Annotated in this window: 18 protein-coding genes; 7 read left to right on the plus strand and 11 right to left on the minus strand. The window is 38.2% G+C overall.

Annotated elements, in window-relative coordinates:
• Positions 1-108 precede the first annotated feature (108 nt).
• The 4 genes from CXF85_RS09865 (at position 109) to CXF85_RS09880 (ending at position 3,601) form a co-directional block, all read left to right on the plus strand.
• Positions 109-1,917 (plus strand): NapC/NirT family cytochrome c, encoded by a 1,809-nt coding sequence (locus CXF85_RS09865; protein ID WP_101228357.1) that lies wholly within the window; start codon positions 109-111, stop codon positions 1,915-1,917.
• A gap of 162 nt (positions 1,918-2,079) precedes the next feature.
• Complete coding sequence (locus CXF85_RS09870; protein WP_101228453.1) at positions 2,080-2,493, plus strand: VF530 family DNA-binding protein; 414 nt, start codon at positions 2,080-2,082, stop codon at positions 2,491-2,493.
• 79 nt (positions 2,494-2,572) lie between these two features.
• Positions 2,573-3,205, plus strand: coding sequence for an alpha-ketoglutarate-dependent dioxygenase AlkB family protein (locus CXF85_RS09875; RefSeq protein WP_101228358.1), 633 nt, complete (start codon positions 2,573-2,575; stop codon positions 3,203-3,205).
• Positions 3,206-3,418: 213 nt separating this feature from the next.
• Positions 3,419-3,601 (plus strand): hypothetical protein, encoded by a 183-nt coding sequence (locus CXF85_RS09880; RefSeq protein WP_232771147.1) that lies wholly within the window; start codon positions 3,419-3,421, stop codon positions 3,599-3,601.
• A gap of 57 nt (positions 3,602-3,658) precedes the next feature.
• Here the strand turns inward: CXF85_RS09880 and CXF85_RS09885 are convergent, their stop codons facing one another.
• The 3 genes from CXF85_RS09885 to CXF85_RS09900 all read right to left on the minus strand — a co-directional run bounded on the left by CXF85_RS09885 (position 3,659) and on the right by CXF85_RS09900 (position 8,464).
• Positions 3,659-4,234: a hypothetical protein gene (locus CXF85_RS09885; protein ID WP_101228359.1), complete on the minus strand. Its 576-nt coding sequence runs from the start codon at positions 4,232-4,234 to the stop codon at positions 3,659-3,661.
• Positions 4,235-4,796: 562 nt separating this feature from the next.
• Positions 4,797-6,134 (minus strand): multifunctional CCA addition/repair protein, encoded by a 1,338-nt coding sequence (locus CXF85_RS09895; RefSeq protein WP_101228360.1) that lies wholly within the window; start codon positions 6,132-6,134, stop codon positions 4,797-4,799.
• 155 nt (positions 6,135-6,289) lie between these two features.
• Positions 6,290-8,464 (minus strand): TonB-dependent receptor domain-containing protein, encoded by a 2,175-nt coding sequence (locus CXF85_RS09900; RefSeq protein WP_101228361.1) that lies wholly within the window; start codon positions 8,462-8,464, stop codon positions 6,290-6,292.
• A gap of 171 nt (positions 8,465-8,635) precedes the next feature.
• Between CXF85_RS09900 and CXF85_RS09905 the strand changes: the two genes are divergently transcribed.
• The 3 genes from CXF85_RS09905 to CXF85_RS09915 all read left to right on the plus strand — a co-directional run bounded on the left by CXF85_RS09905 (position 8,636) and on the right by CXF85_RS09915 (position 14,686).
• Positions 8,636-10,309, plus strand: coding sequence for an AAA family ATPase (locus tag CXF85_RS09905; RefSeq protein ID WP_101228362.1), 1,674 nt, complete (start codon positions 8,636-8,638; stop codon positions 10,307-10,309).
• A 143-nt stretch (positions 10,310-10,452) separates the two neighbouring features.
• Entirely contained in the window at positions 10,453-12,483 is a 2,031-nt protein-coding gene (locus CXF85_RS09910) for a sensor histidine kinase (RefSeq protein WP_101228363.1), read from the plus strand.
• The gene (locus CXF85_RS09915) at positions 12,476-14,686 is read left to right on the plus strand and encodes a GGDEF/EAL domain-containing response regulator (RefSeq protein WP_101228364.1); all 2,211 of its coding nucleotides are present in this window, start codon (positions 12,476-12,478) and stop codon (positions 14,684-14,686) included. Before CXF85_RS09910 ends, CXF85_RS09915 begins: the two co-directional genes overlap by 8 nt.
• 80 nt (positions 14,687-14,766) lie before the next feature.
• On the opposite strand, the gene leuD is transcribed toward CXF85_RS09915, so the two are convergent.
• From leuD to CXF85_RS09955, 8 genes are all read right to left on the minus strand, one after another.
• Complete coding sequence (gene leuD, locus CXF85_RS09920; RefSeq protein ID WP_101228365.1) at positions 14,767-15,363, minus strand: 3-isopropylmalate dehydratase small subunit; 597 nt, start codon at positions 15,361-15,363, stop codon at positions 14,767-14,769.
• A gap of 132 nt (positions 15,364-15,495) precedes the next feature.
• On the minus strand, positions 15,496-16,911 hold the full coding sequence (gene leuC / locus CXF85_RS09925) for a 3-isopropylmalate dehydratase large subunit (protein WP_101228366.1): 1,416 nt from the start codon (positions 16,909-16,911) through the stop codon (positions 15,496-15,498).
• 1 nt (position 16,912) lies between these two features.
• On the minus strand, positions 16,913-18,016 hold the full coding sequence (gene leuB / locus CXF85_RS09930; RefSeq protein WP_101228367.1) for a 3-isopropylmalate dehydrogenase: 1,104 nt from the start codon (positions 18,014-18,016) through the stop codon (positions 16,913-16,915).
• Positions 18,017-18,149: 133 nt separating this feature from the next.
• Positions 18,150-19,739: a 2-isopropylmalate synthase gene (gene leuA / locus CXF85_RS09935; RefSeq protein ID WP_101228368.1), complete on the minus strand. Its 1,590-nt coding sequence runs from the start codon at positions 19,737-19,739 to the stop codon at positions 18,150-18,152.
• A gap of 388 nt (positions 19,740-20,127) precedes the next feature.
• Positions 20,128-22,170 carry an acyltransferase family protein gene (locus CXF85_RS09940; RefSeq protein WP_101228369.1) on the minus strand — a complete coding sequence of 681 codons (2,043 nt, stop codon included), beginning with the start codon at positions 22,168-22,170 and terminating at the stop codon, positions 20,128-20,130.
• Positions 22,171-22,229: 59 nt separating this feature from the next.
• Positions 22,230-23,339, minus strand: a complete 1,110-nt coding sequence (locus CXF85_RS09945) for a glycosyltransferase (RefSeq protein WP_101228370.1) — start codon at positions 23,337-23,339, stop codon at positions 22,230-22,232.
• 33 nt (positions 23,340-23,372) lie between these two features.
• Positions 23,373-24,266, minus strand: coding sequence for a glycosyltransferase family 2 protein (locus CXF85_RS09950; RefSeq protein WP_101228371.1), 894 nt, complete (start codon positions 24,264-24,266; stop codon positions 23,373-23,375).
• Positions 24,267-24,400: 134 nt separating this feature from the next.
• A complete protein-coding gene (locus CXF85_RS09955) occupies positions 24,401-25,942 on the minus strand; it encodes a capsule assembly Wzi family protein (protein ID WP_101228372.1) in 1,542 nt (513 codons plus the stop codon).
• Positions 25,943-26,009: the final 67 nt, after the last annotated feature.

Here is a 26,009-nt window from a genome sequence, read left to right on the forward strand (position 1 = left end):
GCTTCCTTGATAAATAGAGAAGGAAGGCAGTGGATAATAATTTCCCTCAAGCTTTATTGCTAAAGGGAAGAGAGCTGAACTTATTAAGAGTTAATTCAAGAGTCAATTATGGCAAATAACACTTTTTTAAAACCTAGTTTTTGGTCACGCAGACTAATTTGGGGTACCACTGTTTCAGGTGCTGTTCTATTTTTTGTTGTGGGTATTGTTTTTTGGGGTGGTTTCAACACTGCTATGGAAGCGACCAATACCACAGAATTTTGTATTGGCTGTCATGAAATGGAAGCCAACGTTTATCAAGAATACAAACCATCAATTCATTTTTCTAACCGTACAGGCGTGAGAGCAGGTTGTCCTGACTGTCATGTGCCTAAACCTTGGATACATAAAGTTGTTCGAAAAATTCAAGCGTCAAAAGAAGTTTTCTCTTGGTTAACAGGTAAACTTGATACTAAAGAAAAGTTTAATGAACACAGATTTGAATTAGCGCAAAGTGTTTGGCATGCGATGAAATCAACTGATTCAAGAGAATGTCGTAACTGTCATAACTTCGAATCGATGAATCCTGAATTTCAAAAACCACGTGCACGTAAGCAACATTTAAATGCTTTTGAAACAGGACAAACCTGTATCGATTGTCATAAAGGTATTGCGCATCACAATGTTCGCGACAAGCTTTCTGATGAAGAATTAGAAAAGTTAGAAGCACCAAATCCGGATTATATTCGTGAAGTGCCACAAGCTTATCGTGATGGTTTAGCTCGTGTTGAAGCAAAAGAAGCTGCAGCTGCTGCAACAGTCAAAGCTGAAAAAATGGCTGACAAAGCAAAAACTGAGCAGAAAATAGCGGCCGCTGTTGAAGAAGCACTGGCTAACGTAGTACCGAGTAAAGCAAGTAATACTCCAAGCAAGTCTTCGAAAGTTGCTGCACCTGCTGCAAGTAATATTAATGTTGATTGGGGCAAAGCAAGCTCAAAAGACATTGGCGTTTTCTATCCAGGTACTGCTTCTATTGAATGGATTTTAGGACGTAGACATGGTGGTAAACGTGCATTTACTAAAGGCGACCGCTGTATTGACTGCCATGGTGAAGAGATAGCAGATATTGGTAACAATATAGTCACAGGTGAAAGTGATAAGAAACTTGAACCTAATGTTATCCCTGGAAAACGTGGTCATATCGATGTAACAATTGATTCAACCCATGATGCTGAAAACCTATATTTAAGATTTAGTTGGCCTGAAGGTGAACATGCTGCTGTCCCCTTTGTTGATGGCGGTAAAATGGACCCAGAAAATCCAATGAAATTAGCCTTTATGCTAGCAACTGATGATGTTGAATACGCAGACAGAGCAGGTTGTTGGGGGACGTGTCATGCCGATGCTAACTCTATGCCGTTTGCACCGGATGGTGATGTTTTGAAGGGCAGCGATTTAGCTAATCGTTTGAACTTTAATACGGGGTCAGGTACTGGCGTAACTAAGTATCTTAAAGAATCACGTACTAAGTTAGAGCTTAAAGGTCGCGGTGGTAAAGCGCTTGGTGGCTGGGATAAACTTAAAGATCAAAGCGAAATTGATGCAGCGCAATCGGCTAACCAATTTATGGATGTGGTTCGCTATAAATCAGGTACTAAAGAAGTTGAAGATGGCCAGATCTTAGCTGAGCGTGATATGCATAAAGGTGTGGGCGCAACGGTTGAAGCATCACTTAAAAATGGTACTTGGTCGGTCATTGTTAAGCGTAAACTTAAGTCTGATAAAGCTGGTGATGTCAGCATTGAAGCAGGTAAAGTTTATAACTTTGGTTTTGCAATACATGACGATTACTCAAGCGCTCGTTATCACCATGTTTCTTTTGGTTATAAATTAGCACTTGATAACGCTGATGCGGAAGTAAATGTTACTAAGCAATAGTTTCTAATACCATAACGCTGTAAAGCATAAAACCGTATAGCTTAATGTCACTAATTTTGTGATGTAGGCTGTACGGTTTTTTTATTTTTGATTCGGTTTGTTCAAATACAACGATAAGGTATAATCTAACGATTGAATGATGAAGAAATGTTAGGACAAAAAATGAGTAACTCAGATATTTACAAAGCAAACCCATTACACGGCACCAGTTTAGAGACTGTGTTAACGACCTTAGTTGACCATTACGGTTTTGAAATCTTATCAGCTTACATGAACCTAAATTGCTTTAAGCAAAATGCGAGCATTGAGTCGAGCTTAAAATTCTTGAAAAAAACCTCATGGGCACAAGAAAAAGTTGAAGCCTTTTATATGTATCAATATAACAGCTTACCTAAAGCTGATGATGCTAACTTTGAATTACCACCACGTGATCGTATTGTGCCTGCAGGATTAGAGCAAAGACCCCCGAAAGAGTTGAGCCTTGAAAATGCTGAAGAAATTCGTGTGAAAACTGCAGAGAAAACCCGAGAGCGTTCTGCTAGAACAGGACCTACTAATCCTTGGGGTAGTAGATAGTTTATTATCTAACTGCCCCCATTTATGAGTTAAGTTGTTCTCAATCTAATAATCAGCGTTAAGGTTCTTTACTCTAATAATGGATTTATTTTCTTCTTTGCTCGATGAGCCGATTAATATTTTACCCGCCGATGGTATCGTTAATTACTACGGCGAAATTATGCCACTTAGTGATAGCGATTATTACTTTGAGCGGCTATTTAACACCATTGCTTGGCGTTGCGACCAAGCTTTTGTGTTAGGTAAGATCATTGAAACGAAAAGAAAAGTTGCATGGTGCGCGGATACGATTGACGGCAAACCTTTTGCCTATAGCTACTCTGGTGTCACTAGGCACTCTATGTCGTTTACTAACGAGCTATTAATACTCAAACAGTTAGTTGAACAACATACCAATGAAACCTATAACTCATGCCTATTAAACCTTTATCACTCAGGTGAAGAAGGTATGGCCTGGCATAGTGATGGTGAGGCTGATTTAAAAGAGCATGGCGCTATTGCTTCATTAAGCTTTGGTGCAGAGAGAAAATTTGCCTTTAAACATAAGTCTTCTAAACAAGTTGTTCCCTTACAACTTAAACCTGGCAGCTTGTTAGTGATGAAAGGTACTACCCAACAACATTGGTTGCACCGCTTACCCCCTACCAAAAAAGTTTCTGAACCGCGAATAAACCTCACCTTTAGAACGATAGATAAGCCAGAGCTTAAGTAGTTTTAGTTTTCTGACTTAAATACATTAGTGTTCTGGCTTAAAAAATGCACAATATTCTTTAAAGAGCATTGAAGACCAACGAGTGTCAAAAAGCACATACCACGATAATTAACGCTTATTATTTATTCGCTTTAGCCGATAAAGAGTTAAAGGAATATCCTGCATCACAAGCATTGTTAACTGAGTTTGTGCATCATATTAATGGTGAGCATTATGACAATTGAAAAGAAACGGCATTACCTGTTGTACGGTAATCGCACGGTAATCTATGTGGCGAGTCTGATAGGGCTTTATTTTGATGTAAATATCGCTTATGTAGTCGCGTTAACCCTTTGGTTATGGCTACCACAGTGCTTATTACTGGAATTGAATTTACTCAAAGCGATAAAGCATTAACTTTAATAGGCAAGTTGCAAATTGCAAGGTTCAAAGTGCAATCAAAACTGAAAATTGCTAAGCACTTAGGTGGACGTAAGACGCAGTACTTGGCATCATTAAACTGTTATAAGCATCTACTTGCTTATGTGCTAATGATTGATTGCTAGAATTTTTTGCCATCTCATTAGTATTAGTAGCTGAATTTGCGGGTAAGGTTGCTATGCCTCCATGTTCATTATCAATACTAGGTAATGAGCCTACGCCATTTTTGACAGTCTGATGTAATTCATATAATTCAGCATAGGTATTCGTTAATGCTGATACCGCACTGCTATTTTCACTCGTTTGGGCTGAGCTTGATGTTGTATCGCCATCAGTACTTGTTTGTAAATAAATATCAAAGAGTTTTTGCTGTTGCTGATAATAAGACTGCATCAAATCAATATCTTTAGCGGTTTGGAAGTTCGATTTTACCTTTTCAACTTGCTCAGCTATTTTGTCATTAGCACCGTGTTGAACTGTGTTCTTTTGTTCAGGTGTTAAAATATCGCTAAAGTCAGGGCGTGGCTTTGGTTCAGGTCTGATCGGCATAACAGGTTGAATGGTATAAGCTGATGTAGAGATACCAGAAGAAGCTATTTGCATTGTCATATCACCTTGCTTAATGAGTTAAGCGTTACGCAAACCAAAGACTGACTTGATATAAAGATGATAGTGAAAGTAGGGCTAAGAAGTTGTTGTCGTTTGTAAACACTCTGCAATAAATTGTTGTCGGTATTTTGTACGATTAACGATGAGTTTTGTTGAGGGTGTTTTGTATAACACTACTTAGTATTATCGTCATTTCGAAATATGACTTAGAAGTATTACTAAGTAGTTATACCCGTTCCACTTGAAGATGCTCGTTTCAGGAAACCTGAGTGAATCATAATCAAGGCACATTTTTTTGTTAAGGGTCACTCAGGAGAATGTGCTCCTGCATTCTCTAATAAGCTACATCCATGTAGCGTCCTTAAAACAAATGTAACGACGAGTATGGTTTACTCAGGTTTCCCCAAAGGGCTGGTTTATAAACGCTTTATGCTGCGTTATTGATTTCGACAATAGAATAACTATTCTCTTCAATCAATGCCTTGCTTAAAGGCGTTTCTAATTCCAGCTGAATCCTGCATCTTCAAGTGGAACGGGTATATATCCATTAGCCTCTGTTGTGTTAGTGCGCAGTCGGGCTTAAATGCGCAGAGTCTGCTTTAACTTTTACAATAGCGCTTAACCTTGCTGTCGCCATCGCCTCTTTTATAGCAGGTCCTTTTAAACCTTGTTCAACAAAGGCCTTTGCTGTGACTTGTCTTGCTGCCTTTACTGCTGCTTGTAAATATTGTTCTTGTGGGTAAGGGCGGTTATCAAAACCTAAACGGCCTAAAAAATCAGACTTACAGGCCATTAGAAACAATTCAAACTCGTCTGGTTTGCGCCAAATATCGAGTTGGTCGAACATTTTCAACAAGGTGCTGGCTTTAAGTTCAAACGCTTTATGGCAATGTAAATGAAATTCACAGACTTTTAGTGCAAGTTGTTTGTAGTGTGAAGGTACTTTGAGTTGTCGGCAGATTTTCTCAACTAAAGGTAAACCTGATTTTTCATGGCCTTTATGGCTGGGCCATAATTTATCTGGGGTTATGCCTTTACCTAAGTCATGGCATAAGGCAGCAAAACGCACTGCCGTTTTATGGTCACTTTGCTCAACAGGCAAGGCTTGTGTTAACAAAACGGCTTGTTGTAATACCATCATGGTGTGTATACCACTGCATATTTCAGGATGCCAAAGCGCAGGGTTGGGAATACCCCACAAAACGTCCAGCTCTGGCCATAACTCTTTTAAGGCATTACATTGTTTTAGCACTTTAAAAAATACTTCAGGACTGCCTGAATGAGTGTCAGAACTAGCGCCCCCATCAGCCAAGCTTAATTGCATTTCTTGCCAAACACGTTCAGGCGTTAAGCTTTGTAACTCGCCACTGGCACTTATTTCCTGCATTAGCTTGAGTGTTTCATCGGCAATGGTAAAGCCGTATTTATGATAACGGGCGGCAAAACGTGCTACGCGAAGCACACGCAAAGGATCTTCAACAAAAGCATCACTGACATGGCGTAAAATACGATCGTTAAGATCGTTTTGGCCATTGTAGGGATCAATTATTTCACCGTTGTCATGCATAGCCATGGCATTAACAGTTAAATCTCGACGTTTTAAATCTTCTTCAATAGTTACATCAGGGGCGAAGTAACAGCTAAAACCGGTATAACCTTGGCCTTGTTTACGTTCAGTACGGGCTAGGGCATATTCTGCTTTGGTTTTGGGATGTAAGAATACAGGGAAATCTTTACCGACTTGCTGATAACCGAGCGCTTTCATTTGTTCAACACTGGCACCAACCACTAAATAATCTTTGTCTTTGATGGGACGATTAAGCAGCTTATCGCGTACCGCACCACCGACTAAATAAGTGTTAAGTTGGCTATTTTTAATTTCAGAGTTGTTGGTTAGCAAAGTACGACCAAAATGAAGCGAATGTTAACTAAAGTGTATCATAATAGCGTGATAAGTTCAGAGGTAGTCAATGAACAAAGCAGTAATGAATACTGCTTTGTTTTCACCCTAGGTCTTTAGAATCAATATCTAAAGTTGATAGTTAAAGGAGATCGTTAAAATTGGTAGTTAACACCCAGATTAACCGTGGTTCCTAAACCTTTGATATTGTAACCGCCATAGGTGTAACCTTGAGATTTGGTTGGATAGTAATCTTGGTTGAATAAATTTTCCACCCCAATAAAAGTCGACCAATCAGTCGCGAAGTTATAGCTGCCGCTTAAGTTTACAATTTGATAGCTATCAATAGGGCCTTGATCGCCAACATACTCACCATCAACGGCCTCAAAGCGTTTACGGTCGCCGACATACAAATAATTAATAGCGACACTGATATCATTATTCGGGGTCCAGTTCACATTGAACGTTGCCTTAGGTGGACTGATTTGTTTTGCTCCTAAATAAACATCGGCTTCGGTATTTTTACCTTCAACCCAGCTATAGGTGGCATTTACGGCCCATGCATCATTAATTTCATAATTGATTAACGCTTCGTAACCATAGATTTCTTGTGGTGCGCGAACAGGTACATAAACTCCGGTAGCTTCATTAAATTTATTAGTCGTGCCTAACTCAGAAGTACTGAAATAAGTCGCAAACTCGAAGTGTACTTGTTCAAAATCAGAACTAAAACCGAGTTCATAATTGTCAATTACCGAGGCTTCAGTGCGAATAAGTGAAATATCAGTGACGCTGGCGGTACGTAACAAACGACCGGTATCAGAAATATCAGCACCTTGTGAGTAACTGACAAAAGGACTAAAAAGTGGCAGTGCATTATATTTTATGCCGATATTATAGGTGGTGGCTTTATAATTTAAGGTATCGCCAGTAACGTCAACAGGTACTGAGCATTGGTCTATTTTTTTACATAACTTGAGCGTACTGTAATCATTAACCGTTAAATCAATATCCTCTTGTCTGACACCTAATTTAATCACAAGATCATCATTGTAAATAAGTTTGGTTTGTAAAAATCCAGCGAGGTTTTTCATATCCATTTCGGGCACCCAAATCCTGCCATCTACCATGGGCTGAGACGTAACATCATTGAGGGCATCGATTCCGTAAATAAAGGTTGCTTCAAGGGAGCCACCATTATCAAAGTTGAAATCTACTAAGGTATTTAAGGTGACGCGTAAACCAGTCTTTTCTGAATTTATTAACGACTGTCCGCCAGTATAACCCCCATCTAGATTTGCTAATGTTGGAGAATAAAAGAAAATATTTTCAACCTCTTGGCTATAAAGGTCGACCATTAGCTGTGTTTGTTCAAAAACTTCATCATCTACATATTTGAGCATTATGTTTTGATTGGTAGGACCTTGTGGATCACCTAAGACTGATTTACCTTCAGGAACAGGGATCGCTTGAGTTTTGTCCCCCGTATTGATATTTCCAATTTGATCGATTAAATCAACGTCTTGTTTTGATTGGTAGTAGTTATAAGTGAATTGCAACGATTTTTCATCGTCAAAGTGATAACCCACTTTAGCAAAATAATCTTGCATAACGGCATCAGAAAGACCGTATTTTAGCCCTAAAATATCGCCGTCAGCATCACGTTGTAAGCCATTTTTTTCATAACTGGCGTTCAATACATAGTTGAAGTTATTTACTTCACCGTTAATACCACCTTCATAACGTTGACCGACTGAGTCTTCTGTTTCTATCGCACTAAAGCGACTTGAAACACTCGCATGACCGCTTAACGCTTTATCACTATTTGCTTTTTTAGTGATGTAATTAATAATACCGCCCGCCGCGCCATTGCCATAAATAGAAGTAGCACCCTTAATCACTTCTATACGCTCAATAACACTAGCATCAAGTGTTCTAATACCTAAGGCGCCATTACGTAATGGTGTTGATTGTGGCACGCCGTCAATCATCACTAATGGGGAACGTCCACGAAGAGTTTGTCCTGAATTACTTGAAGTACCGGTGCTAGGCGCCATGCCAGGGACAAGGTTTGCTAATAAGCTTTGGATTTCAGAAGAAACTTTTAACTGCGCGGCAATTTGTTTCTGGGTGATAACGGTTATGGAAGCGGGTACTTCATCAATGCTTTCAGCAATGCGACTGCCGGTAACTATAATTCGCTCAATATCTTTCTCTTTAGACTGTTCTTTAGATTGTTGTTGAATTTTGTTTGCATCAGATTGCAGAGCTTGACTGTGTACTTGGCCACTGATAATAAGTGCCAATAGGGTTAGGGATGTTTTTAACACCGTGTATTCCTTCTAAATATTTAAGGTAAGTAACTAATTGAATGTATCTTAATGATAATTGTTATCATTTGCAATTGAATGTTACGCATTTACTCTAAATACATCTACTCTTTGACATCCATCAAACAAGCAGTTAATTTTGTACCCTACTTTTCCTTCCTAGCACACGCCATGTATCGCAATTTTTTCTCATTAAGTGAATTACCTTTTTCAATATCTCCTGATCCTAAATATTTGTTTATGAGTGATCGCCATAGAGAGGCACTGGCTCATCTAACTTATGGTTTAGGTGAGGTTGGCGGTTTTGCGCTATTAACAGGTGAGGTTGGTACCGGTAAAACAACTATTAGTCGTTGTTTAATGGAGCAATTACCTGAAAATACCCAAGCGGCTTTTATTTTAAATCCAACACTTTCTAGTAAAGAGCTTTTGGCTACTTTGTGTGATGAATTAAAGATTCGTTATCGAAAAACAGATGCCAGTTTAAAAACTCTAACCGATAAAATTGCAGAAAAGCTGTTGAAAAATCATGAAAATGATATCAATACCTTATTAATTATTGATGAAGCTCAGCACTTACAGCCTGAAGTACTTGAACAATTACGTTTACTTACCAATTTAGAAACGAATACTAAAAAATTATTACAGGTGATTTTGATTGGTCAGCCAGAATTACAGCAATTATTGCAGCGTCGTGATTTGCGTCAATTAGCACAGCGTATAACCGCTAGATATCATTTAATGCCGTTAACAAAACAAGAGCTAAGCCAATATATTCAACATCGATTAATGGTTGCTGATTGCGCAAGGCCACTTTTTGATAAAGCAGCGTTGAACAAAATACATCAATTTTCTCAAGGCATCCCACGACTTACTAACTTATTATGCCATAGCGCATTGATGCTGGCGTATAACCAAAATGACAGTGTGGTAAATAAAAAGACGGTTATTGCGGCAGCAGACCGTGCATTAGGAGAAGACCTAACTAGTAAACAAGGTCACGGCCATTATAACCGTGCTTTGATGCTTGCTACTGGATTAAGCCTTGCCGCCTTTTTTGCTTTAGCGGGTTTTTGGTGGGGACAAACGCCGACACCAATTAATGAATTAGTGGTAACTAATCAACAAGAACAAGTGAGTAATACCGAAGAAGAAATAGAACCCGTGCGAGATAAAAAAATTATTGCACAAACTGCTGTTTATCCAGAAAAAACGCTTCAAGAAGCGGCTACTTTAGCTAAAGAAGTTGTTACCGAAAAGACGATTAATAATGCTGAAGTTCAGAATAAAGCGCTGAAGGTGGCAGCTGTAACAAAGACAGTTGATACAAGTAAAACAGATGAGGCGCTAATCGTCAGTGCTGATAAACCAAGGTTAATGAATAAAACTAGCCAAGCGGTAACTAATACTGATGTGAACTATCAAGTAACTAAAGTTGAAGGTGTTTCCAATGATTTATTAGCTCGTTTTCAAGCGGCAATTGATGAGACAGAAACGAACAATAAAGCAACGAATGATTATCAAGGTGACTTTTCTGCTACAGATGAACAATCATCAAATGAGTTAAGTGATGCTAATACATTAGCTTTTGATATGAATGAGGCGGCAAGCATTAAACCATTATCTCAAATGTCACAACAGCTACAAAATGCATTACCTAGCTTACAGTTTGAACAACATATTTATGCATCTGATGGTGAGGGTTGGGTAAAGGTGAATGGTCGTGATCGTTATGAAGGTGATTCGATAGGCGATAACTTGATTGTTGATAAAATATTACCTCAGCAAGTTATTCTTTCTTTTCGAGGTGAAAAATTCAGTTTACCCGCATTAACTAACTGGTGATCCATAAGAGGCTAATCATCTAATAAATAAAAATTATTTTCTTATTTTAATACCAAAAATGTATCGTTTCGCGCAAAATTTTAAAAGCTAACTAAACTTAAGTCTAACGCCATCATCTCAGTTTAGTTAGGACTACCAACGTCATGAAACGCCAATCCATATCAACAAGAATTAATATAATTCTTGCCTTTATCTCTGTTGTTATCCTCGTTTTCTCGCTCACTGTCATATACCTTAGTTCCCAAATTAGTAATGCCACGGAGCGCGTTGCTGATTATGACTTACCTGAGGCGCTAAATACCTTGGCTATGTTGGAAGAGTTAGGTGATATGAACTCTAACTTACTGGAGTATTTATTAGGTGAGGAGGAGGAACAGCAGGAATACTTTAGCAATTTTGATGAGTTTATTCGTTTTCGAGAGCTAATCCCTACAAATATCAAAGAACAAAATACTATCGAACAGGTAGTTCGTTTAGTTGAAGGCCATAAAAGTAAAGCCATTAGCCAAGTATTTGAGGTTTACTCGCCAGAAAAAGAGCGTAAAGCAGCGAATGAAATAAATAATTTAATTATTAATGTCGGCAAACCATTAGAAATATTGCTTGATGAAATGAAGGATGAAGAGATAGCGGATGTGGGCTCGGCAAACGATCCGCAAGATGTTATCGATGATGATTTACCCGGCGTACGCTTTTATTTAGAACTTGTTGATGAAGCGGGGGATATGCTTGCTGATTTAGACAGATTTGTTTTAGATGATACTAATGCTAAAAAGTCATTTTTTAATAATGCCTTACAGTTTGAAACCTATTTAGCGCAGTTAAAGCCGTTAGAACAAAAACCACAAGAAATTATTCGTATTAATGAAATTGAGCGCTTATTCGGTGAATTAAAATCGGGTGGTGCTAACATTTTTGAAGAATATCGTACCCACAATAAAATATCCGCCACTAAAGCGATTGATGATTTAGAACATCAAACCTTCACCCAGGCAGAAAAAGTACTTGATACCTTGTCAGATAATGCCCGCCGGGAAGTGAAAAAATCAATGGCTATTCTCTCGAACATATCTAAGAATATCTCCATCGTTTTGATCATCTCTACTTTGCTGATCATTGGCTTAGTGATTAGTATGATTATCAATACAAGGCGAACAATTTTTATTCCTCTTGCTCAAGTAACCAATGCGATAGAAAAGCTTCGTAGAGGCGAACGAAATTTTGAGTTAACGACTTATAATCGTAATGATGAACTAACCGATATTTTATCTAACCTAGAACAATTTCAAATAGAGTTAAGTGAGTTAGATGGATTACGTGATAATCAACAAAAAATTCAAGAAGAATTATTAGTTGAACGTGATAATGCCACCCAATCTTATCAACAATTACAAGAAACTCAGGGTAAGTTAATCGCCACCGAAAAAATGGCTTCACTAGGTACCTTGGTTGCCGGTGTCGCTCATGAGGTAAATACACCGCTAGGGGTGAGCGTCACTATGGCAAGTACCCTTTCATCTAATATAATGCATTTTTTAACGGATGTTAAAACGGGTGTATTGAGTCGCTCTAAATTAGAAACCTTTGAAAGTGAGTCGATACAGTCTTTAGCGTTACTGGAAAGTTCACTTCAGCACGCAGCCCAACTCATTCACAGTTTTAAACAGGTTGCCGTCGACCAAACAAGCAGTAAACGCAGAGAGTTTAATTTACTCGATACCTTGAATGAAATAACACAAACCTTGCATCATAAAATTAAGCGCACCAATATTCACTATGAAATAGAAGGACCTAAAGATATTTACTTAGATAGCTTCCCCGGGCCTTTAGGGCAGGTCATCACTAATTTATTTAATAATTCCATGTTACATGGTTTTGATGGCAAAGAAGAGGGCGCAATTAAAATCCGCTTTAACCTCTTAGGTGATGAGGTGCGATTACTCTTTAGTGATAATGGCGTTGGTGTGAAAGAAGATAGTTTAAAAAAAATATTTGACCCTTTTTTTACCACTAAGTTAGGTAAAGGTGGATCGGGACTAGGACTAAATATAGTACATAGCATTATCACCAATTTGATGGGCGGAGATATACATGTTGAAAGCCGTATTGGCACAACGTTTGAAATTAAGCTGCCTTTAGTCGCACCACATCAGAGGGAAAGTAATCATGAGTGATTTTATTTTAAATCTTGTTGATGATGAAGAAGAAGACGAAATCACCAATAGTCAACTTTGGAAAGTAGCGATTGTTGATGACGAAGCCTCGGTCCATGATGTGACTAAACTGGCTTTATCCAATACAACCATTCAAGGAAAAAAATTAGAGTTTATCAGTGCCTACTCTGGAGAAGAAGGCTTTACTTTATTGCAGAATAACCCTGATTGCGCAGTGGTATTGCTTGATGTAGTTATGGAGTCGTCAGATGCTGGTCTGCTTTTAGCTCAACGTATTCGCAGTGAACTCAAGCAAACCAATTTACAAATTATTTTACGAACAGGTCAGCCTGGTTATGCCCCAGAAGAAGATATTATATCAAAATACGAAATAAATGATTATAAGACCAAAAGTGAATTAACCCGTGATAAGTTGTTCACGTCTCTGGCTACCGCGATTCGTTCTTTCAGTCACTTAGAAGCACTGGAAAGTAGTAAAGAAGGTTTGAGAAATGTCATCAATGCCTCAGCAAACTTAATGAAAGAGCGATCTATTCATGAATTTGCCAGTGGTGTGTTACAACAAATTAATGCTTTATTTAATTTATCTGCGCAAGGGATTTTCTGTGTATCGCAACGTCCGTTTAAAGGACCTCATGAATTTAAGAGTAGTACCACAAACTCATTTTTAGTCGTTGCCGCTACTCCAGAATATAATGACATTTATGGGAAAGATATCCATGATATTTCCTCTGGTATTGCTGCAAATATTGCTCAGCGAGCACTAGCAGATAAAAAACATGTTTTAGAGGCAAACTTTACCGCACTATATTTGAGTACGCCGTCTAAGTGGCAGGGCGTTGTCGTTATCGAAGGCGGGTTAAATTTAAGTGAGGTCGATGAAGAGTTATTAAAAGTATTTTGTTTAAATATTGCCGTTGGTTTAGAGAATGCAAAATACTTTAGTCACCTTAATCGCTCTGCTTATTATGATAAATTGACTGATTTATATAATAGAGAAGGCTTAGTACAATTTTCAGCAGGTATAAATACGCAAGCTGATCAATCAGTGAGTTTATATATCATTGATATAGACTACTTTCATGATATTACCGATAGCTTAGGTTATGAGTTTTCTAATGATGTTTTGCTGGCAATGACCTCTACCTTAAAACGTATTTTTAATGAAAAGGCCAGTATAGCGCGATTACATTCTGATGTTTTTGCCGTATTGGTTGCCGATTCTACTTGGACATTAAACAACTTAATCGCTGAATGTTCGCGTCCGTTTATGCTCGCGGGAAATTCTATGCGTTTAGGGGTTTCTTTAGGTGAATCGCACAGTGAGGCTAAACAAGAAAACTTGGATATTGAGTTACTGTTACGTCAGGCTAAAATGGCATTAAAGGTTGCTAAAGAAAGTAAACGAGGTATGGCACAGGCGTTTGAACCACAGTTTGAAAAAGATACCTTAAGTCGTCGGAATATATTGGCAGAATTTAGAAATGCGCTGGTGCAGGAAGAGTTGTTTTTAGTGCTACAACCTAAAACATCGATGTCTTCTGGCGACGTTGTCGGTTATGAAGCATTAGTACGTTGGCAGCATCCAGATAAGGGCATAATTCCTCCTAACGCTTTTATTCCTATTGTAGAGCAAGCAGGACTATATTTTGAGCTAGATATGTACGTATTTAGGCATTCTTTAAATATTATCAAAAACTATCCTCAAATCAATAAACCGATATCAGTGAATGTTTCTGCCAATTCTTTACATCATAATGAATTTATTGACGAGCTAAAAGCTATCATCAAAGAGGAGCAAGCTGACTTAACAAACATAGAGTTAGAGATCACAGAAAATGCGTTAATCCGCAGTGATATGGCTATTCAACATTTAAATGCATTAAAAGATTTAGGTTTTACCCTTTGTCTTGATGACTTTGGTGCAGGTTATTCATCCTTGGCATATCTAGTGAAATTACCCCTTGATGTTATTAAAATTGATCGGGCGTTTATTAGTTATATTACTGAAGATAAAAGATCCTTAGTATTACTTAAAGGCATGCTGCAAATTTGTCATGATTTAAATAAAAAGGTTGTGGTTGAAGGGGTAGAAACGCAAGAACAAGTTGATTTATTAACTCAGTACGATGTCGATGTAGCGCAAGGTTTTTTCTATTTTAAACCTATGTCCATTGAAGATATTTTAAAGAAAGCATTGTGATTATTAGCTAAAAAAATGCCCCGGTAAGTGAGTACTTATCGGGGCTTTTTAATTATGTTATCGCGTAACGATAGAATAATTTATTGCCAAGCAGGCATTTTCGCTTCAAAGGCTTTAATCGTATCAAGCTTATCTAACGTCCAACCGACACTATCGACACCATTTTCTAAGCTATATTGTTGAAATTCATTCAAGCTAAACTTAAAAGATAATTCGCCACAAGTAACGGTATTATTTGGTAAATCAACGGTAAGTGTTAATTGAGCATCAGGAGATAGTTTAAATAATTGCTCTATCTCTGCTTCGCTTAATTTAATTGGTAAAAGACCCACGTTGATACAGTTCCCGTAAAAAATATCAGCAAAACTTGACGCTAGAATAACTTTAAAACCATATTCTTGTAGGGCCCAAGGTGCGTGCTCACGACTTGAACCACAACCAAAGTTTTCACCGGCTAATAAGATACTTGCGCCTTTATATTCTGGCTTGTTGATAACAAAGTCAGGATTTTCCTGCGTGCCATCATGATCTAAGTAGCGGCTATCGTGAAACAAGTGCACGCCAAACCCTACGCGTTCAGTTTTTTGTAAAAACTGCTTAGGGATGATTTGATCGGTATCGACGTTTGCAACATCTAATGGCACAACCAAACCTGTATGTGTGTTAAATTTTTCCATTTTCTTTTCCTTACCTTACCGTAGGCGGCTTTACTTTCAACAAAAGTGTTCGCGCTAGGGGGGTTAATTTTATCTGCAAAGCGCGATTAAAATCACGCCTACATGAATTAATTACCTAAAACAGGTCCATCGTTACGCGTTTAAATCAACAAAGTGACCAGTGATAGCTGCGGCGGCAGCCATTTCAGGGCTCACTAGGTGAGTACGACTACCACGACCTTGGCGACCTTCAAAGTTACGGTTACTGGTTGATGCACAACGATCACCTTCTTCAAGGACATCATCATTCATACCCAAACACATTGAGCAACCTGGTAAACGCCATTCAAAACCAGCATCGGTGAATATTTTATCTAAACCTTCACTTTCTGCCTGTTCTTTAACGCGATATGAGCCAGGAACGATAATGGCATCAATAGTATCGACTACTTGCTGTCCTTCATACTTTTGAACAACACCTGCAGCGGCGCGTAAATCTTCAATGCGTGAGTTAGTACAAGAGCCAATAAATACTTTGTTCACTTGAATATCTGTCATTTTAGTACCGGCAGTTAAGTCCATGTACTTCAGTGCATTAATACAAGACTCTTTCTCAACTGGGTCACTGAAGTCTTCAGGTGAAGGCACAATGCCGTCGACACTAATAACTTGGCCCGGGTTTGTGCCCCAAGTGACTTGTGCTTTAATATCTTTTGCTTCAAGTGTTAATACGGCATCAAATGTTGCATCAGTATCAGATTTTAAGTTGGTCCAATCAATAACAGCTTGCTCAAATACGTCACCTTTCGGGGCGTACTCTTTACCTTCTACATAATCAAAAGTTGTTTGGTCCGGTGCAATTAAACCTGCTTTTGCGCCAAATTCGATGCTCATATTACACACTGTCATGCGCTCTTCCATACTTAGCGCTTCGATAGCTTCGCCACAGTATTCAACTACATAACCTGTTGCGCCAGCACTACCTGTTTTACCGATAATGGCTAAGATAATATCTTTGGCACTAATACCGGCACCGACATGACCTTTAACTTCAATTTTCATCGTTTTTGCTTTATTTTGACGTAAAGTCTGTGTCGCAAAAACATGTTCTACTTCAGAGGTGCCAATACCAAACGCAAGGGCACCAAATGCACCGTGGGTTGCGGTATGTGAGTCACCACAAACAATAATAGTACCAGGTAATGTTAAACCTAGTTCAGGCCCAATAACATGTGCAATGCCTTGGTTTTTATGACCCATATCAAAAAGTTCGATACCAAAGTCTTTACAGTTAATGGCCAACGCACGTAATTGGTTGGCAGCGCCTTCACCGGCAGCATCAATTTTAATTGAACGCGTTGAAATATTATGATCCATGGTCGCAATAGTACGTTCAGGATGACGTACTGGGCGGTTATGAAAACGTAAATTTGCAAAAGCTTGTGGAGAGGTCACTTCATGGATTAAATGACGGTCAACATACAATAATGGTGTTTCACCTTTAGCTTCTTCAACTAAGTGAGTTTGCCATAACTTTTCATACATGGTTTGCGGGCTAGTTATTGTCATCTTATGCGCTCTCTTCTTTCTGGGCATCAATGTATTTACAAATATAGTCACCTACTTCACTGGTAGACTTTGCATTGCTTCGTTCGTTTGCTGGTAATAAATCAGCGGTTAATATGCCATTATCTAGTGCGCTAGATACTGCATCTTCAATCGCTTTTGCTGCAGCGCCTTGATTTAAGCTGAAACGTAACATTAAGGCGGCAGATAAGATTTGTGCAATAGGATTAGCAATGCCCATGCCTGCGATATCTGGAGCACTACCGCCTGCAGGTTCGTACATACCAAAACCGTCACTGTTTAAGCTTGCTGAAGGTAATAGACCCATAGAGCCGGTGATCATGGCGCAAATATCTGACAAAATATCACCAAATAAGTTAGGACAAAGCATTACGTCAAACTGGTTAGGATCGCGTACTAACTGCATAGCAGCGTTATCAACATAAAGATGTTCTAACTCTACTTCAGGATATTCAACGGCAACTTCAATGACAACTTGACGCCATAATTGACTAGTAGCCAATACATTGGCTTTATCAACAGAAGTTACTTTGTTATTGCGCTTTTGTGCTGCTTGAAAGGCAAGGTGTGCAATACGTTTTATTTCACGACGTGAATAAAACATAGAATCAAAGCCTGTTTCTTCTTCACCTTCACCGCGACGACCTTTTGGCTCAGCAAAGTAAATATCGCCAGCTAATTCACGAATAACCAATACATCAAAACCTTGTGAAGATATATCACTTCGTAAAGTAGACAGTGCTGATAACGAAGGTTGTAAAGTCGCAGGACGCATATTACAAAACAAATCAAAGTGACCACGTAAACCTAATAAAGCGCAGCGCTCTGGTTGCTCTGTTGGCGGTAAGTTTGCCCATTTAGGACCACCTACGCTGCCAAATAAAATAGCATCGCTAGCTTCACAGCCTGCCATGGTTGAATCTGGCAAGGCATTACCGTGGTTATCAATGGCAGCACCACCAATATCAAAATCTTCAGTGTTTATTTCAAAATCAAACTTATTTGCTACTGAGGCTAATACTTTTTTAGCTTCAACCATGACTTCAGGGCCGATACCATCACCGGCTAAAATTGCTATGTTGGACATGTTTATAACCTTTTTAATTATGTAGGCGGGAACTTGTTCGCGCTGCTAACATAAGCGCGAACAAGTTCCCGCCTACTTTATTTATGATGAAGACGAGATGTTAATCGCGTTATGTTTATTATTACTTGCCGGTTTATTTGTCTGCTTTTAACTGCGCAATTGTCATCGCTCTATGGATGCTGTTTAGTGCATTAATTAATGCTTGTCCTGACGCTTCAATAACATCAGTTTCTAGACCGTAACCATGGAAATTTCTTCCTTGCCAAGTGATCACTAAATCGGCTTGGCCTAAACCGTCTTCACCTGAGCCTTTGTTTGATATTTTGTAATCACTGACTTCAAACTCTATATCAACACTTTGTTTAATTGCTTGATAAAGCGCATCAACTGGACCATTACCTGTGGCTGCGTGAACCTTAGTATTTTCTTTATCTTCTGTTACATCACCGGAGATAAGCTTAATACTAGCGGTAGAAAACTCGCCATCACCACACTGCACATTAATAGTGTCTAATTGGAAAAAGTCTTTTAAATCTTTTTGTTGTAACTTGAAGACTAACGCTTCTAAATCATCATCAAATACTTGACCTTTTTTATCCGCCAAAGTTAAAAAATCTGCGTATAGTTCTTCAATATCATATTCACTTTCTTGATAACCTAAGCTTTCCATACGGTGTTTAATCACATGACGACCGCTTCGAGAAGTAAGGTTTAATTTTGTTTTAGCGATACCGACACTTTCAGGTGTCATGATTTCATAAGTATTACTGGCTTTTAACATGCCATCTTGATGAATACCTGACGAGTGACTAAAAGCATTACCGCCAACAATAGCCTTGTTTAATTGCACAGGCATATTACAGACGGTGCTTACTAACTTTGATACGCGTGCTATTTCTTGATGATTGATATTGGTTTTTACACCTAACAAGGCTTGGCGAGTTTGCATGATCATCGCAACTTCTTCTAACGAGCAGTTACCCGCACGTTCGCCAATACCGTTGATAGTACATTCAATTTGACGGGCACCGGCTTGAACTGCTGCCATAGAGTTAGCAACAGCTAAACCTAAATCGTTATGACAATGAACAGAAATTATCGCTTGATCAATATTAGGTACGCGATTAAACAAGTCAGTAATGATGCCTTGGAATTCAAAGGGCAGGGTATAACCTACGGTATCAGGAATATTTACTGTAGTAGCGCCAGCTTTAATCGCACTTTCAACCATGCGACATAAATTATCAATAGGAGTACGACCAGCATCTTCACAAGAAAATTCAACGTCATCAGTGAATTTTCTTGCGTGTTTAACAGCATGTACTGCCATTGCTTCTACATCGCTAAACTCTTTACGTAATTTTTGTTTAACGTGAACATCAGAGGTTGAAATAAAGGTATGAATACGAAATTGGTCAGCAACCTTTAATGCTTGTGCACAGGCATCGATATCTCCTTCTACAGCGCGGGCTAAGCCACATACACGTGCATTTTTAACTGTGCGGGCAATTTGTTGAACTGATTCGAAATCACCAGGAGAAGAAACAGGAAAACCGACTTCCATTACATCTACCCCTAAACGTTCAATCGCCAAGGCTATTTGCAGTTTTTCATGGACCGATAAGCTGGCATTCAATGCTTGTTCACCATCACGTAAGGTGGTATCAAAAATTATAACTTGGTCATTGTTCACTTTATTGCTAGAAGCGTGTGGGTTGCTCATATGTGCCTGTCCTTTAAATCTTTGCTGATGTCAGTGGTTCAATTATCACTATTAACTGCGGACATAAAAAAACCCGCGATTGTTAGCGCGGGTTTTATTTTATTTCTACTTAGTTCTCAATATTTAAACTTTTGAAGAAGCAACAAAACCTAGCCGCGCATGCTGAGTGCGAGGAGGAGGAGGTTAGTCTTAATGTGCTTAATCAATTTAGTCATTATATGTTTCGTTATTAGCATCTGTGTAAAAATACGAAAAAAGCTAATAAATATTCTTTTTAAGTGAAAACTATTCAATACATTAAAAATAACGCATTTGCCTTGTAAGTGTCAATGGCTAGTCAAATATATATTTGATATTAGCTATGGCAATACTGTCTATACTAGTGCTGTTAGTTATAATGCACCATCTTAAGTTGTGAAAAATAATCACTAAGTTTGATTTTTTCAGCTAACGCCTCTGCAGTTGCTCTTTTTAGATTACTTCTTATGTGATTGTCATCGCGATATATCAACTCTCCGTTAATATATGTTTGACAATATTCGGGCCCACATAAGTGTTCAGTTGGGATGATTGCATTAACGTTATGATGATTATTGGCAACCTCTCTGATCATTTCATCGCTATACTTATGCCAGGAATAAACTGCTTTTGAATCTAATACTTTAAATTTTTCAGGATCGCATTTCTGACGGAAAAGCTGGGTGTTCTGAGCGAAAGCACATTCATTTAGGTTTTTATTAGGCCGTGGAATATCTGATAAAAGTAATATTGTTTTATCACTAAGTTGAGTTAACAATGGCTCAAAAGCTACTTTACTTAAGTTAGCGCCAATTTCTGGGAATTTATTTTCGAGGCTGGTATTAGATAAGTTCTCTTGATGCTCATCGGTATAATGCATGCGTATTTGCCCAGACCATGCCGATGCAAGTATGACTAATTCAATCGAACGGTCTTCTTTAAGCCAATTAAGTGTTGCGTTGTTTCTAAAAGTACAGTTTTCATTGAATTGTGGGTACTTAGGGTAGTGCGATTTAATGTAAGCTGAGTTTAAATAAGCTGGGCATTTTCTTGGTGCTATAACGACGGAAATATTTTGCTGTTTTGCTAGTTGGTGAAGTATTTGCCCCCAGTGTAATGAATGACTATCGCCCCAAACTATTGCTCTGTATTTTGCATTTCCCCAAGGGGAGCCAACCACGCAGAATTTTTCATCAATGCCAGCTATCGGGGATATTTGTTCGATGCAAGGTAGCGCGCGCATTAGCTTATTATTACTAATTGCTGCTAAGTCATTACTAACACGGATAGGAAACCCTTTAGTTAGCAATACACTTGCTATTAATAAGACTGAAATTCCTGTCGCATACGCCGTTATTTTTAATATTTTTTTATCGCTATAGTCTTGATAGCGATAACGGTTTTCGATAAATCTCCATGAAAGATAACCTGCAATTAAGCTGATTAAAATAAGTATGGAAATCTCAATAGTATTAAAGGCTCTTTCATTAATATATATACGATAGAAGACAATAATTGGCCAATGCCATAAGTAAGATGAATAAGAAATCTTACCTATAAATACTAGTGGTTTACTGGCTAATAGTCGCGATATTCTGGTGTGTTGCTGGTATAAGCTATAAATAATCAAGGCTGTTGCTAAAGTAGGTATTAGCGCTAAATATCCAGGATAGGCGTCATGTTCAGTGATAAAAAATAAGCTATAAAATATGGCTGTTAAGCCAGTAAATGAAAGCACATTAACGAGTGTTTTTTGTTTAGTTTTAAGTGAAGGTATAAAATGTATTAATGCGCCTAAACCAAGCTCCCAAGCGCGTGTGGGTAACATGTAAAAGGTAAAGTTGGGGTGGGTGTTAATTAGACTTAGATTGAGGACGAACGTCGATAATATTATTATGACTATGCTCCAAAATATGCCTCTTATTTTTCCTATTTTATAGGCAGTTAGTACGATGAAGGGGTAGAAAAAGTAGAACTGCTCCTCAATTGATAGTGACCACATATGCACTAAGGGTGATATTTGTGTTGATAGATCAAAGTACCCTGAGTTTTTCATGAACCAAACATTAGCCATGAATAGAGTAGAAAACTCTGCACTTTTTGCTAATTGGTAATACTTGTCAGGAGATAGTATCAAAGCAGCGAATACAACTGTGACTAAAATCATAGTTAGTGCGGCAGGTAGTAAACGCTTTGCCCTGCGAGCATAAAAATTGCGGTAAGAAAATTGTTGTTTTTTTACCGAGGTTATAATAATACTCGTAATTAAATAGCCTGAGATAACATAGAAGATATCTACACCAATAAAGCCACCAGAGAGCTGTTCGATACCTGCATGGAAGATAATTACAGCTAATACGGCGATAGCTCTTAGGCCATCAATTTCTGCACGGTAAGATATCTTTTTGATCATATTGTAGTGCTCATTAACGTTTTTACTCGGGAAGAAGTCTGTGTGATGTTTACTAATTATTACTTGATTAGGTCAGTATAAATATTTTCCAATCGTTTACCTTGTTTAACGACATCAAAATTTCTCTCTATATGTGCAACCCCTTGAACAGAGAAGTTATTTCTTGTTGTGTTTGAAGTGAGTAATAAAAGTAACGCTTCTGCTAACATTGCGGTATTTTTTTCGGGGACTAAAATCCCCGTACTTTCATGAACTACAGCCTCGGCAACGCCACCTGTATCAAAAGATACCACAGGAGTACCCATAGCTTGCGCCTCTAAAAATACAGTGCCCAAGCCTTCTTCATTACCACGAGATAAGGTAATGCTTGGCGCACACATTAACCAAGCGCTTGCCATTAAGGCTTTTACTTGTTCCTTATTTTTCCGACCTAAAAAGCTTACATTGTTTAATGAACTCGCTTGTTCTTTCAGTGCTTTACTCTCAGTACCGTCACCGATAATAATTAATTCGGTTTCAGGGGATGCTTTATTGATAGTTTTCATTGCCTGTAGTAGATATTGGCAGCCTTTTTGTTTAATTAACCGACCAATAAATAAAATACTTGGATGTTTTGTTTTATCACCGGTAGGACAAAAGAACTGAGTATCAATACCAGTATAATGCTGAATTATTTTATTTTCGGGGCAACCACGGCTTACTAATTTTTTCTTAATAAAATTAGAAACAGCTAGAATAATATCGGAGTTTTGAAAAACGACTTCTCTGTGTTTTTTATTATATGAATGTTTATCTTTTTGCGTTATATCTGAGCCATGAAAGGTTGTTATTAAGGGCAAATCAAGTTGTTTAGCTATTGGGGTACAGTAATACCCGCCTTTGCCGAAGTGCGCATGAAGCAAACTAGCTTGTTGGCATGATAATGCCTCCTTCCAGTTATTATTCACATAACCAAAAACCTCTAAAGCAAGCCTATCTACTCGTGGTAACTTCGAGTATTCATTCATCACACAATAATCAGCGCCTTGAATTAATGATATTCCAGTAACATCTTTTTCAAAACCGATAAAGACTGGTTTAATGTTTGGAAGATTAAGTGCTTGGCTAGCAACAAAGGTATTAGAATTTGGCAAAACCTTCTTGGTAAAGGTTAGTACTTTTTTAGTCATACTTTAGTCTTTGTCTTATGATGTTATTCGGGCTTATTCTTGTAAACGTCTAATCTTACTACGGACTCTCGATACATTAGAGTCTTTTGTATAACGACCCTTTTGCACATGACGAATTTGGAATACACCATCGATATCTAACGGGGTACCTTCGCTGGAAATTAACCACTTAAATGCGGTATCTTCATAAGTTTTACGCCAGCGATCATCTTCTGTTTGAAACATTTTTAATTTTTCACAATAACCGATAGCGCGTGCTACATCACCATGCACTATTTGAAAAGCACCTTTGGCTTTATCACGAGAATGTAAGCTAAAACCTTCAGCATCAATGTCGACTAATTGTGGTTCACTATCTTGACGTAACATAGGATCATCTTGCGCCAACATTTCGGTAGTGCGTTCTTGCTGGGGATAGTACAAGCTTTCTTGTTTACCTTGAAGTTGTTCAGCTAATGAGTCTAAGCAGTTTTCATGAAAGATAATGTCGCAATCGGTAAACCATAACCAGTCAGCATCTGTTGAGCGAGCGGCTAAATTTCGGCCTATACCACGTCTAAATAATTTACCCTTTGATAAGGCTTGAAAATTCCAAGTGACATTATCCACGCTTTTTTGATTAAAAAAATCTAATACTGCTTGGCTTTTAACATCTTCTTTAGCGTAAAAAACGGTAACTGTCAGGGCACACTTTGTCGGTGGGTAATTAACAAAAGAGCTTAATTGATAGGTGAGCATATTTGAATAACCCCAACAATGGCTAACAATCTCTAACTTGAAAAAACCATCAACAGCAGTGCGGTCTTTTATTTTTGGTAGCGCAGCTCGAAACCAAGAGGTTGGCATAATTCGCGTCAAGATTAGACGGAAGAAGTGTATGGCATAAGTATTATACCAGCGAGGCGCATAAGTTTTTGTTTTTATCATTTGCTAGTTCGCATTTTGGTTAGTTATCATTGATTAGAGAAGTATATCACTATTATTATTTTTTAAATTAGCGTTTAATTATTATTTACTTAGGCTGTTAGTACCGCTAACAGCCTAAGTTATTTAGAATACTACTAAAAGCGATATTCCCATTTTATATAAGCATCAAAGTCGGTGCCATCTTCGTAGTTAGAGTCTTCGATTATATTATTCTCAAATTTAGAGTTAGTCACTATCACTCCCAATGTAAAACGGGAATCAAAAGCAATAAACTTATATTGGCCATCAAACTGTAAAACGTCTTCTGCGACTTTAGATACTGTATTGCCCATGTTTATATCATCAGGGTAGAGGTCAATATTGTCAGTATTTAATTGTGCTTTTCTCAGCTTTAATTGCCAACTATTACCTGCGGTTGTTTGAATTAAAACAGTAGCCACTAAGGTTTGTGCATCATTGTCATAAGTTGAACCTATACTGCGTCGATAATAACGATAACCGGAGTTATAAATTTCTGGATGTTCATAAAAACAATTGAGTTGAGTACCACCATAGTTATCACAGGCTGCTTGCGTATCGGTATATTCTAAATTTGCGAAAACTCGCTGATTAAATAAGGTAAAACGCGCCTCAATACCATACATAGTTGCTTTATCAGTGACTAAACCATTAGGTGAGGCATCTTCTCCTATGGCTTGATAATAGAGTGCATAAGGTAAATCTAATACTGTATCTGACCAGCGGATATCATAACCTGCTAGATGATTTCCTAGCTGAGTCTGAAGGTCAGGATCACAACTAGCTTGGCCATATATACAATCAGTATCCCCAAATAATACACTAAAGAAGTCCTTTATCGAACTAGGTTGACCTTCGCCCGCCCATTGAAATGACCAAGCGGTACCTAGCTCTAGACCACGGAATGGACGAATTGTGGCACGTGTACTCCACATTAATGCATCAGGAACCTCGCGGTCACCTTCTAATTGCGCCATTTGTGCGGTAAGAGTCCAAGGACCAATCCAACTTAACCAAGGTGTTTTAAAAGCGTCTGAATTATCTCGGGTAATGCTTAATCCAGGTAATGGTCTTGAGTTGGTCGTCATGATTAAATTGGTATCAATACCTGGGCCCCACCAGCGTTCTATAGCGCCAGCACTTAATACCCAGTTACCCAGTTTATAGGCAAGGTAACTACCATCCATATTGAGATCATTACCTTGGTTTAATTCAGGATTGTCATCTAAATCCATACGGTAATTTACTTGTAATTTACCCGCTAAGTTACCAACAAAAAACTCATCGGATAATTCAACATTACCTTTATCAAAATTATCATTACCATAACTAGTAAATCGATTGGCATTGGTAGCGAGGTAAATGCTTTTTTTGGTAATGTTTTGGTGACTAGAAGCGTATTTAAAGTTAAATCTTACATGGTTGAGGGCTTGTACTTGTTCATCATTAAGCAAGGTGATATTAGCCGACATAATGTCATGTTTTATGGCATTCCACATCAATGGGTATGTGGTTACAGGAGCTGTAATAATGCCGCTATCAGCAAGTAATTGAATATCATTTCTTAAGGCGAGATCATTGGGTTCAACCCAAGGAGCGGCAAAACTTGCGTTTAAAAAAAGTAAAGATAAAAGGGCCAAACTAGGCTTTAACAACATTAAAATGTCCTAAAAAGTACAGTACGTTGACAACAAAATATTGCAACTAAAAAGAGTAGAGATACTG

Origin of the sequence: Colwellia sp. 75C3 (assembly GCF_002836255.1) — a bacterium.
GTDB lineage: Bacteria > Pseudomonadota > Gammaproteobacteria > Enterobacterales > Alteromonadaceae > Colwellia.